The 11,678-nt window shown below is 70.3% G+C and carries 10 protein-coding genes and 1 pseudogene; 5 read left to right on the top strand and 6 right to left on the bottom strand.

Features of this window, described 5'->3' with window-relative positions; genetic code table 11:
* The 5 genes and pseudogenes from ADK36_RS22385 to ADK36_RS22365 form a co-directional block, all read right to left on the bottom strand.
* A pseudogene (locus tag ADK36_RS22385) lies at positions 1–367 on the bottom strand (FMN-binding protein); the annotation flags it as partial.
* A 38-nt stretch (positions 368–405) separates the two neighbouring features.
* Positions 406–1,788 carry a ferredoxin reductase family protein gene (locus ADK36_RS22380; protein ID WP_048581148.1) on the bottom strand — a complete coding sequence of 461 codons (1,383 nt, stop codon included), beginning with the start codon at positions 1,786–1,788 and terminating at the stop codon, positions 406–408.
* Between the two features lie 98 nt (positions 1,789–1,886).
* Entirely contained in the window at positions 1,887–2,588 is a 702-nt protein-coding gene (locus tag ADK36_RS22375) for a L,D-transpeptidase family protein (RefSeq protein ID WP_053198745.1), read from the bottom strand.
* A 3-nt stretch (positions 2,589–2,591) separates the two neighbouring features.
* Positions 2,592–3,179: a pyridoxamine 5'-phosphate oxidase family protein gene (locus ADK36_RS22370; protein WP_048581146.1), complete on the bottom strand. Its 588-nt coding sequence runs from the start codon at positions 3,177–3,179 to the stop codon at positions 2,592–2,594.
* A 118-nt stretch (positions 3,180–3,297) separates the two neighbouring features.
* The gene (locus ADK36_RS22365; protein WP_053198743.1) at positions 3,298–4,200 is read right to left on the bottom strand and encodes a hypothetical protein; all 903 of its coding nucleotides are present in this window, start codon (positions 4,198–4,200) and stop codon (positions 3,298–3,300) included.
* A gap of 277 nt (positions 4,201–4,477) precedes the next feature.
* Here ADK36_RS22365 and argH point away from each other — a divergent pair, with 277 nt between their 5' ends.
* The 4 genes from argH (at position 4,478) to ADK36_RS22345 (ending at position 9,225) form a co-directional block, all read left to right on the top strand.
* The gene (argH, locus tag ADK36_RS22360) at positions 4,478–5,908 is read left to right on the top strand and encodes an argininosuccinate lyase (RefSeq protein WP_048581144.1); all 1,431 of its coding nucleotides are present in this window, start codon (positions 4,478–4,480) and stop codon (positions 5,906–5,908) included.
* A 171-nt stretch (positions 5,909–6,079) separates the two neighbouring features.
* Complete coding sequence (locus tag ADK36_RS22355) at positions 6,080–7,051, top strand: aldo/keto reductase (protein ID WP_048581143.1); 972 nt, start codon at positions 6,080–6,082, stop codon at positions 7,049–7,051.
* Positions 7,052–7,132: 81 nt separating this feature from the next.
* Positions 7,133–7,702, top strand: a complete 570-nt coding sequence (locus ADK36_RS22350) for a TetR/AcrR family transcriptional regulator (protein ID WP_053198741.1) — start codon at positions 7,133–7,135, stop codon at positions 7,700–7,702.
* Positions 7,699–9,225 (top strand): MFS transporter, encoded by a 1,527-nt coding sequence (locus ADK36_RS22345; protein ID WP_048581141.1) that lies wholly within the window; start codon positions 7,699–7,701, stop codon positions 9,223–9,225. The genes ADK36_RS22350 and ADK36_RS22345 overlap by 4 nt, the downstream gene beginning before the upstream one ends.
* Positions 9,226–9,404: 179 nt before the next feature.
* Here the strand turns inward: ADK36_RS22345 and ADK36_RS22340 are convergent, their stop codons facing one another.
* Positions 9,405–10,079, bottom strand: a complete 675-nt coding sequence (locus ADK36_RS22340; RefSeq protein WP_048581140.1) for a lysophospholipid acyltransferase family protein — start codon at positions 10,077–10,079, stop codon at positions 9,405–9,407.
* Between the two features lie 379 nt (positions 10,080–10,458).
* On the opposite strand from ADK36_RS22340, the gene ADK36_RS22335 reads away from it, so the two are divergent.
* Entirely contained in the window at positions 10,459–11,628 is a 1,170-nt protein-coding gene (locus ADK36_RS22335; protein ID WP_048581139.1) for a glycerophosphodiester phosphodiesterase, read from the top strand.
* The last annotated feature ends 50 nt before the right edge of the window (positions 11,629–11,678 follow it).

Below are 11,678 nucleotides of genomic sequence, written 5' to 3'. Positions count from 1 at the left end.
CGATGTCGGCGGTGCCGGCGGCTATGGCGGCTTGGTTGAGTTTGGGTACGGCGTTGGCGGTGATCCGGTCGCTCTGGCCGCCCTTGGGTGCCTGGACGGTTTCCGCCTTGGTGATCTTTCCGTTGGCCACGGTCAGGCGTACCTGCACGGCCCCGTACTGGGTCTGCGCCGCGTCACCGGTGAACGTGCCGGTGGCGGCCGCCTGAGCGCCGCCCTGGGGTGACGCCGCCGCGGGCGGTGCCGCGCCCCCTGCCGCCTGCGCGGACGCCGGGTCGGACGCCGGCTTCAGCGACAGCAGCAGCACGATCCCGGACACGGTGGCGGCGCCGGCCAGCACGACACGCCGGATGGGGTGACTCTTCCTCATGGCTCCTACAGCTCCTGAAGTCTTTGGAGTCCCGTCGCTCACATCTCGAACGACTCGTGATGGATGCGGCGGGCGGGCACACCCGCGCCGCGCAGTGCTTCGTAGACGCCCTGCGCGAAGCCGGCCGGCCCGCACATGAAGACGTCGTGCTTGTCGATGTCGGGCAGCTTCTGCCGCAGCCGCTCCGCCGAGATGTCGGGCCGCTCGCCGTCCGGGCTGTTGACCGCGTACATCAGGCGGGCGCCGCGCTCGTCGGCGATCTTGGCCAGCTCGTCCCAGAGCGCCAGGTCCTGGGTGCTGTTGGCCCGGTAGAGCAGGGTGATGTCACCGGACGCGCCCGGCAGCGTCTCGAACAGGGCCCGCATCGGCGTGATACCGACACCGCCGGCGACCAGCAGCACCTTGCCGCGGCTGCGCCGCTGTGCCGTCATCGCACCGTACGGGCCCTCGGCCCACACCTTGGTGCCGGGCCTCAGGTCACGCAGCCGCGACGTGTGGTCGCCGATCGCCTTGACCGTGATCCGCAGCATGTCCGGGCGGGGCGCCGCCGACAGCGAGTACGGGTGGGAGCTGAACCGCATCCCCGGCGCCTTGAACCGCCACCGGAAGAACTGCCCGGCCTCCGCTCCCATACGGTGCAGCTTGCGCCCGCCGATCAGCACCGACACGATGCCCGGCGTCTCCTCGATGACCGCCTCGACGTACATCCGGTGCCGCAGATTGAGACGGATCGGGGTGATCACCCGGTACCAGAGCACCAGCGCGGTCACGATCCCGTACAGCCCGTACCAGAAGGTCTTCGCGGTGGGCTCGACGGCGAACTCGTTGCCGGTGGTGATCTGGTGCCAGAACGTCAGATACACCGCCGCGTACGTCAGCAGGTGCACGTGGTACCAGGTGTCGTACGGGATCCGGCGGCGGACGCCGCCGATCGAGAGGAACGCGATGAGGAACAGCAGCCCGGTACCGATGGCCGCCTTGCCCATGTCCGGCAGCGTGTTGACCGAGTCGATCGTCTGCTGGACGACGTCACCGACCGTCTTGCCGGCCTGGAGCGCGTACGCCCACATGGTGAGGAAGACATGCGCGATGACCAGGCAGACCGTGTAGCGCCCGCTCATCGCGTGCCAGCGCGCGACCCGGTCGGAGCCCACCCGCCGCTCCAGCGCGGGCACCCGGGCCATCTGGAGCACGACGAGCGCCATCAGATAGCCGGCGAGCAGCCCGGTGATCCGCCCCGCGGCGAGGATCTTCGCGGTGTTGTCCGCGAGGGACGGCGTGTTGTCCCACCACAGCCACAGCACCGCCGCCGCGCCCGTCCATAGGGCGATCACCAGCGGAACGGCCGGGGAGCGGCGCGGGCGGATGCGGCGCATCGTCTGGCGGCGAGCGGCACGGCCGCCTGCGAGCGTGGTGGTCACGGTTCCTCCGGGAACGGGAGCAAGGGGGGTGCGTGATGGGCGTGGTCCCTTGGCCCTGAGATACGTGCGGGGAGGTCCGTGTGTTCAGTGGTGCGCGCTCAGTACCGGGTGACGGCCGTCGGCCCGTTCGCCGTCCCGATCGCGATGTGTGGTTTCCGTCGCGGATCGGCCCATTTGAGGATCCGCTTCATCGCGTCCGCGGAGACCGACACACAACCGGCCGTCGCCCCGCGCCCCTTCACATGCAGGAAGATTCCAGCCCCGCGCCCCTTGACCGGACGCTCGTGGTTGAAGCCGATGACGAGCGCGTGCGCGTATAGCGCCCCGTAGGAGACGAGGCGTTCGGATTCGGCCGCCCGGCAGTCGCGGGCCAGCGGCTCGGTCCAGCGGTTGTACGCGCGGGAGTCGTTGTCCTGGCACCACCAGGAGTCCCGTCGGACACGGCGGTACTCGTACGTCGTCCCGCGCGGCGCCGCCTCGATGCCGAAGGCGTACGGCATCCCGTACAGCCCTGTCGGTGTCGTGTTCGTGCCCTGCTTGCGCCCGGCCCCCTCGACGAGCCCCTTCGCGCCGAAGCGGGCCGACGCCGAACCGGTCTTCACCCAGCGTCCGTCGACCCGGTCCCACCAGGTGACCGTCCCCCACGTCGCCCTGGCCTTCGGGGCGACCGCGGTGATCAGCTGGGTACCGCCCCCGGTGTCGGCCATACGGGCGGGCAGCGGACGCTGGGTCCCACCGGTCGGCGCGGTGCCGAGCACCAGGAGGGACGCGGACGCGAGGGCGACGACACCGGGGCGCATGCCTCAGACGCTAGACGGGGGCAACGGAAGCGGCAGCCCGGGTAGGCCGTCCAGGCTGGTCGCGATGTGCTCCTTCTTGGCGAAGTACGCGCTCAGCGAGTCGTCGTCCTCGCGTGCGAACCGCCGGGCGTGCAGGTCGCGGTCCTCGTCGTACGTCATGAAGGGGACCGCGTATCCGCAGGAGTCGCGGATGAGGTCGGCCCGGACCACGATGATCGCGCGCAGGCCGTGGAGGGACGGGTCGATGTCGGGGAAGTGCCCGAGCAGCTCCTTGAACCGTGGGTCGTCGCGGAAGACGGCCTCTCCGCGGCCGTGCACCCGGACGATGTTCGGCGGCCCCTGGAAGGCGCACCACATGAGGGTGATCCGGCCGTTCTCCCGCAGATGCGCGACGGTCTCGGCGGTGGAGCCGGCGAAGTCGAGGTAGGCCAGGGTCAGTTCGTCCAGGACCACGAAGGAGCCCTTGAGCCCCTTGGGGGAGAGGTTGACCGTGCCGTCGCCGGACAGGGGAGCGGTCGCGGTGAAGAAAAGCGGCTGCTCCTCGATGAAGGTGCGGAGCCTGCCGTCTATGCGTTCGTAAGTTTTTCCCACGTCTGCCAAGTATGGGGCATGAGTCGTTCGTTTGTCTAAGGAATTGTGCGGTCCGTTCGGCGTCACCATGGCCGCCCCGGCCGGCGTGCCAACGGGGCGGCCATGGCTGCCTGTCACCTCACTGGTTGAGCGTGCAGGCGGCGAACGTCTCCAGTCCCTCGGGCTTCGCGGCCGCGCGGCCGATGGCGGTCTCGATGCGGTTGAGGGCGGCGACGCGCTTGTCTTCCAGTGGGCCGAGGATGGCGTTCTGGTCGACGAGGCGCTGGTTGGCTTCCTGGATCTGGGTCTGGAGCTGGGCGAGGTTGCGGTCGACCTCGGCCTGGGCGGAGGCGGGGATCGCGGGCAGCTGACCGGTCACGTCCGGGCAGCTGATCGTGCCGACTCCGGCGTTCCCCGCGTCGCCCGCGGCGTCACCGGCCTCCTCGCCCGCACCGGCCTCTGCCCCGGCACCTGCTTCCTCGCCGGCGCCGGCGCCGGCACCTGCCTCCTCACCCGCGCCGGCCTCCTCGCCCGCCCCGGCGCCCGCTTCCTCACCGGCACCGGCACCAGCGCCCGCACCGGCCCCGGCCCCGGCCTCCTCACCCGCGCCACCCTCGGCGTTGAGTGAGCAGGCGGCGAACGTCTCCAGTCCCTCGGGCTTCGCGGCGGCCCGGCCGATGGCGGTCTCGATGCGGTTGAGGGCGGCGACGCGCTTGTCTTCCAGCGGGCCGAGGATGGCGTTCTGGACGTCGACGAGGCGCTGGTTGGCTTCCTGGATCTGGGTCTGGAGCTGGGCGAGGTTGCGGTCGACCTCGGCCTGGGCGGAGGCGGGGATCGCGGGCAGCTGGCCGGTCACGTCCGGGCACGAGATGGTGCCGGGCCCGGCGAGCGTCCGGGCGTTCGTGCCGTCGCTCTTCGAAGACGATGTCGTCTCCCCGGCGAGGGCGAAACCGGCGATCACCGTGCCGGACAGCGCCACCGCGGCGGCGCCGCCGATGAACGCGACGCGACGCTTGTTGTACTTCGGAAGAGCCCTGGACATGCGGATGCCTCACTCGGGTTCGGGGGTGTCGTCTTATGCGTGTCGTCTGTTGCAAACGCGGCGCCTGCGTTCGGCGAGAGGTACGGGTAAGCGGTTTCCCGCGTTCAAAGGGAGCTCGAATTTCCCGCCGTCGCCTACCCAAATTGACGAATCATGCAGAGTTCTGCATAATCATGCAGGTGAGTGAGTGGTCAGCGCGCACCAGCCTGACGACCGCCTCCCCGTTCACGCCACGGGGAGGCGGTGCCACATCCAGACCCCCCGAGGAGCGCAGCACGTGAGCAGCAACAACGGTGATGTCCGGCTCTGGGGCGGCCGTTTCGCCGACGGTCCCGCCGAGGCCCTGGCCAAGCTGTCCGCCTCCGTCCACTTCGACTGGCGGCTGGCGCCGTACGACATCGCCGGTTCGCGCGCCCACGCGCGCGTGCTGCACAAGGCGGGGCTGCTGACGGAGGACGAGCTGGCCCGGATGATCGCGGGACTGGACCAGCTCGAAGCGGATGTGGCCGACGGCTCCTTCGTGGGCACCATCGCCGACGAGGACGTGCACACCGCCCTGGAGCGCGGCCTGCTGGAGCGCCTCGGCCCCGACCTCGGCGGCAAGTTGCGCGCCGGCCGCTCGCGCAACGACCAGGTCGCCACCCTCTTCCGGATGTACCTCCGGGACCACGCCCGCGTCATCGGCGGCCTCATCGCCGACCTCCAGGACGCCCTGATCGGCCTCGCGGAGGCCCACCCGGACGTGGCGATGCCCGGCCGCACCCACCTCCAGCACGCCCAGCCGGTGCTCTTCGCCCACCACGTCCTGGCCCACGTCCAGTCCCTCTCCCGGGACGCCGAGCGGCTGCGTCAGTGGGACGAGCGGACGGCGGTCTCGCCGTACGGCTCGGGCGCCCTGGCGGGTTCCTCCCTCGGTCTGGACCCGGAGGCGGTGGCGAAGGACCTCGGCTTCGAGCACGGGTCCGCCGCCAACTCGATCGACGGCACGGCGTCCCGTGACTTCGTCGCCGAGTTCGCCTTCATCACCGCGATGATCGGGGTGAACCTCTCCCGGATCGCCGAGGAGGTCATCATCTGGAACACGAAGGAGTTCTCCTTCGTGACCCTGCACGACGCGTTCTCGACGGGCTCGTCGATCATGCCGCAGAAGAAGAACCCGGACATCGCGGAGCTGGCGCGCGGCAAGAGCGGTCGTCTGATCGGCAACCTGACGGGCCTGATGGCGACCCTGAAGGCCCTCCCGCTGGCCTACAACCGTGACCTCCAGGAGGACAAGGAGCCGGTCTTCGACTCCTGCGACCAGCTGGAGGTCCTGCTCCCCGCCTTCACCGGCATGATGGCCACCCTCACCGTCAACCGCGAGCGCATGGAGGAACTGGCCCCGGCCGGCTTCTCCCTCGCCACCGACATCGCCGAGTGGCTGGTCAAGCAGGGCGTCCCCTTCCGCGTCGCCCACGAGGTCGCCGGCGAGTGCGTCAAGGTCGCGGAGTCCGAGGGCAAGGAGCTGGACGAGCTGACGGACGAGCAGTTCGCGAAGATCTCGGCCCACCTGACGCCGGAGGTCCGTACGGTCCTCAACGTGCCGGGCGCCCTCGCGTCCCGCAACGGCCGTGGGGGTACGGCGCCGAGTGCCGTCGCCGTCCAATTGGCCGAGGTGAAGCAGGACGTGGCAGCACAGCACAACTGGGCTACGGCCAAGCAGGCATAGGGGCGCGGGGCTGTGTCGATATGCGGCTACCGCCGCGCGTGCGCGACGAGCCACGACGAGGCCCGCACCCGCCAAAGCACCCCACGAACCGTGCTCTGAGGCGTTAGCCGAAGGTCATCGCGGGTTACGTTGTTCGGAAGCCGTACCGGATCCGACCGAACGGAGCCCGCGATGCCCTTCGCCCGACTGGCCACAGCGACAACCCCCACCTGCCACATCGGACTCGGCCTCGCCGCCGTCGGCCGCCCCGGCTACATCAACCTCGGCCGAGACGAAGACCTCGGAGAGGACCGCAGCGTCGAAACGCTGCGCACCCGCACCCACGAACTCCTCGACGCCGCCTACGCCCAGGGCGTCCGCTACTTCGACGCGGCCCGCTCCTACGGCCGCTCCGAGGAGTTCCTCGCCGACTGGCTGAACGCCCGCCCCGACCTCGACGACATCGTCATCGGCAGCAAGTGGGGATACACCTACACCGCCGACTGGACCACCGACGCCGAGAAGCACGAGGTCAAGGATCACAGCGTCCAGACCTACGTCCGCCAGCGCGGCGAAACCGCCGAACTGCTCGGCGACCGCCTGGACCTCTACCAGATCCACTCGGTGACCCCGGACAGCCCGGCACTCAACGACAAGGAACTCCACGCGAAGCTCGCGGAGGCCGCCGCCCGGGGCCTCACCATCGGCTTCTCCACCAGCGGCCCCGCCCAGGCCGACGCGATCCGGGCCGCCCTCGCCGTGACGGTCGACGGCGAGCCCCTCTTCCGTACCGTCCAGTCGACGTACAACGCCCTGGAGACCTCGGCCGGCCCCGCCCTCGCCGAGGCCCGTGACGCAGGGCTGACGGTGATCGTCAAGGAGGGCATGGCCAACGGGCGGCTCGCGGGCCCGTACGCCCCGGCCGCGCTGAAGGCCGTAGCCGAAGAGACGTCCCTGGGGTGCGACGCCGTCGCCCTCGCGCTGATCCTGCGGCAGCCCTGGGCCGGCGTGGTCCTCTCCGGTGCCGCGACGACCGTGCAACTCGCGTCCAACCTGCACGCGGCGGTCGTCGACCTCGACGACGCGCAGCTGGAGCGGCTCGCCGCGCTGGTGGAGGAGCCGGGCGCGTACTGGGAGCGGCGCGGGCAGCTGCCCTGGCACTGACACACACCTGTTGATCAGCGGTTATGAATCACGCACGCCCATAATGAGACATCAATGTCTCACATGCGCTACTGTTGTCTCATGGCCGTTGATCGAGACCACGTGCTGCGCACCGCCGCGGCCCTGCTGACCCGTAAGTCCACGGCGACCATGGACGAGGTCGCCAAGGCGGCCGGGATCAGCCGGGCCACGCTGCACCGGCACTTCGCCGGGCGGGACGCGCTCGTCCGGGCGCTGGAGTCGCTCGGTATCGCGGAGTGCGAGAGCGCGCTGGACGCCGCCCGCCTGGACGAGGGGCCGGCGCGGGACGCCGTGCACCGGCTGGTCCGCGAGATCGAGCCCGCGGCCGGACTGCTCGCGTTCCTCTACACGGAGAACCAGCTGTTCGAGGGTGAGCAGCAGAACATCGGCTGGGCGCGCATCGACGACCGGATCGCCGCGCTCTTCCGGCGCGGCCAGCAGAGCGGCGAGTTCCGCATCGACCTCAGCCCGGTCTGGCTCACCGAGGCGCTCTACGGCCTGTTGGGCTCTGCGGCCTGGGTGGTCGCGGAGGGCAGGGTCGCCCGCAACGACTTCACGCACATGATCGTCGAGCTGCTGCTCGGCGGCGCACTACGGCACCACACCACCGGACAGAGAGAGGAATCATGACCAGCACCTTGCAGCCGGCGACGACGACCGAGGCGGTGACCAAGCGTCCCGGCCGTTGGCTCGCGCTGTCCGTCCTCGTACTCGCCGTGCTGCTGGTGGCCGTCGACGCGACCGTCCTCGGTCTCGCGACCCCCTACATCAGCGAGGACCTGGCCCCCTCCGGCACCCAGCTCCTGTGGATCGGCGACGTCTACTCCTTCGTGATCGCCGGTCTGCTGGTCTCGATGGGCAGCCTCGGCGACCGCATCGGCCGCAAGCGGATCCTGCTCGTCGGCGCCACGGCGTTCGGCGCGGTATCCGTCCTCAACGCGTACGCGACGACACCGGAGATGATGATCGTCGCCCGGGCGCTGCTCGGCGTCGCGGGCGCGACCCTGATGCCCGCCACGCTCGCCCTGATCCGCAACCTCTTCCACGACCCGCGCGAGCGCAGCCTCGCCATCGGCATCTGGGGCGCGACCGCGTCCGCCGGCACGGCCGTCGGCCCGATAGCCGGTGGCTTCCTGCTCGAACACTTCTGGTGGGGCTCGGTCTTCCTGATCAACCTGCCCGTGATGGTCGTCCTCGTCCTCGTGGGCATCAAGCTGCTGCCCGAATCACGCAACCCCAGCCCCGGTCCCTGGGACATGATCAGCGTCACCCTGTCCCTCCTCGGCATGATCGGTGTCGTGTACGCGGTCAAGGAAGCTGCCGCACACGGCTTCACCTGGGCCACCCTGGCGGCGGGCCTGGCCGGCGCGGCCGCGCTCTACGGCTTCGTGCGCCGCCAGCTCACGCTGCCGTCCCCGCTGCTGGACATGCGGCTGTTCCGGCACCGCGGTTTCAGCGGCGCGGTGCTGGCCGACCTGCTGACCATCCTCGGCCTGTCCGGCCTGGTCTTCTTCCTCTCCCAGTTCCTGCAACTCGTGCAGGGCAGGGGCCCGTTCGAGGCGGGTCTGGCCGAACTGCCCGCCGCGATCGGCGCGGTGGTGGCCGGCCTGATCGCCGGTCGCGTGGCCCGTCGCTTTTCGGTACGGGCCGTGGTCTCAGGCGGTCTCGCGGCGATCGGCCTCGCCCTGGCCACGCTCACGGTGATCGACCGTTCGACGGGCTACCCCCTGCTGGGCGCCGCCCTGCTCGTGGTCGGCGTCGGCGCGGGCTTCTCCTTCACGGTGACCTCCGACGTCATCCTCTCCTCCGTACCGAAGGAGCAGGCAGGTGCGGCATCGGCGGTCTCGGAGACGGCGTACGAGCTGGGTGCGGCGCTCGGCATCGCGGTGCTGGGTTCGATCGTGACCGGTGTCTACCGGGACTTCACAGGCCCGACGGGCACGCCGGCCGAGGCGCACGAGTCGTTGGGCGGCGCGGTGGAGGCGGCGGCGGGGATGCCGACGCGGACGTCCGAGGCGATGCTGGACGCGGCGCGGAGTTCATTCGTCGACGGGCTTGCGCTCGCGTCGGGGGTAGGGGCAGCCGTGCTCCTCACTGCGGCTGTGGCAGCGTGGTTCCTCCTGCGCGGCCAAAGGCTCGACGGCCGACCTTGAAGGGGCGGGGGGGCTGTATCGATGTGCGGCTCCGCCGCGCGGGCGCGACCAGCCGCAACGAACCCGCAGCCGACCTGGGCCTGCAAGGGTCGCCCGCGACGGCCGGGGCCGCCGCGCGGATCACTGTGCCGGTGCACCAGCCCGCAGGTCCACGAACCCGCTCGGCTCAACCGGCGGAGCTACGCGGCTTCTTTGGCCTTGGTGGCGTACATGTCCACGTACTCCTGGCCGGACAGCTGCATGACCTCGGCCATGACCGAGTCGGTGACGGCCCGCAGGACGTAGCGGTCGCGGTCCATCCCCTCGTACCGCGAGAACTCCATCGCCTCACCGAAGCGCACCGTCACCTTGCTCGGTCGCGGCATGCCCGCGCCGCCCGGCTGGATCTTGTCCGTGCCGATCATGGCGAACGGCACCACCGGCGCGCCGGTCATCAGCGTCAGCCGCGCGATGCCGGTGCGTCCCCGGTACAGCCGCCCGTCGGGGGAGCGTGTGCCCTCGGGGTAGATACCGAAGACCTTGCCCTCCTCCAGGATCCGGCGGCCGGTCATCAGCGCCGCGACCCCGCCCCGGCCGCCGTCCCGGTCGACGGGGATCATGCCGGTGCCGGTGAAGAACCACGCCATCAGACGGCCCTTGAGGCCCTTGCCGGTGACGTACTCGTCCTTGCCGATGAAGAAGACCTGACGGTCGCAGACCAGCGGCAGGATCATCGAGTCGATGAACGTGAGGTGGTTTCCGGCCAGGATGACCGGACCGTCGCCCGGGATGTGCTCCGCGCCCTCCACCTGTGGGCGGAACATCAGGCGCATGATCGGTCCGAGCACTGCCTTGATGAGCGCGAAGCGGGACAACGGGCCCTCCGGGGTCAAGGGGATGGCGAGGGATCTGTATAAGTCTGTGCAGGTGAGGACGATACTCGCGGTTCCCCGGGTCCCGCACATCGGGTGGGCCGACTTCACCGACGCCTTACGCACTGTTGACACGGGTTTACCTGCGGTGACGCGGCGTGAACGGCCCGTAACACGCTGGCCATGATGTGACGGACATCGCCCCGAGGGCCCAACGGACGACTTCCCCGTAGCCCCGGACCCATTCCGACGGGCCGTCACCTCACCTTTCCCGTACGACATTCAGCGTCACCGGCGAGTTCCGCCGGAGGTCTCCCATCCGTCATGTCCACGCACCTACGATCGGCCCGCACTGAATGAGCGGATGGTCAGGAGGGCCCTCATGGGAAGCCAGGAGAACGAGCAGGCGGGCGTCACCGGACGGCGGATGCTTCTCGGCGCGGCCGTGCTCGGCGCGGGCGGAGCGGTCCTCGGGCTGTCCGGTACGGCGAGAGCGGCCGAGGCCCGGCACGGCGGCGGGGGCGGTGGCCTGAAGAGCCTGCCCAAGCCGACGATCATCGGCCACCGCGGCGCCAGCGGCTACCGGCCCGAGCACACCCTCGGCTCCTACCAGCTGGCCCTCGACATGGGTGCCGACATCGTCGAGGCGGGCGACCTGGTGCCCACCAGGGACGGCCATCTCGTCTGCCGCCATGAGCCGGAGATCGGCGGCACGACCGATGTCGCGGACCATCCCGAGTTCGCCGACCGGAAGAAGACGAAGTCCCTCGACGGTGTCGCCACCACCGGCTGGTTCACCGAGGACTTCACGCTCGCCGAGCTGAAGACCCTGCGCGCGACCGAGCGCATCCCGGCCAACCGGCCGCACAACACCCTCTACAACGGTCGCTGGGAGATCCCGACCTTCGAAGAGGTGCTGCGCTGGCAGGACGAGCAGACCCGCAGGCGCGGCGAGCAGGTCTGGATCTACCCCGAGCTCAAGCACCCCACCTACTTCCGCAAGCAGGGCCTGGCCCTGGAGGAGCGGGTCGCCAAGGTGCTGCACAAGTACGGCAAGGACCGGCGGAACTCGCCGGTCATCCTCCAGTCCTTCGAGCCGACCAGCATCCAGCGCCTGAACAAGCTGGTCGACAACCCGCTGGTGGTCCTGCTCTCCGGCGCGACGACCCGCCCCTGGGACTTCGTCGAGACGGGTGACCCGCGCACGGTCGCCGACCTGGTCAAGCCGGCCGGCCTCAGGGAGATCGCCTCCTACGCCCAGGGCATCGGCCCCACCCTGGACCTGGTCATCCCGAAGGACGCGGGCGGCAACCTCACCACGCCCACCACGCTGGTGAACGACGCGCACAGGGTCGGCCTGATCCTGCACCCCTACACGATGCGCAACGAGAACCCCTTCCTCCCCACGAACTTCCGCAAGGGCACCGACGCGGACGCCTACGGCGATGTCTTCGGCGCCTACCGGACGTACTTCGCGACCGGCATCGACGGCGTCTTCACCGACAACCCCGACACGGGCCTGCTCGCCCGTGAGGACTTCGTCAACAGCTGAGACCCGCGCCCCGGTTGGGGTGACTGTCGGCCGCCCGGGCAACCCCCCGC

It is taken from the genome of Streptomyces viridochromogenes, assembly GCF_001270495.1.
Taxonomy (GTDB): Bacteria; Actinomycetota; Actinomycetes; order Streptomycetales; family Streptomycetaceae; genus Streptomyces; species Streptomyces viridochromogenes_A.
This window is presented reverse-complemented; position numbering and strand designations above follow the sequence as displayed.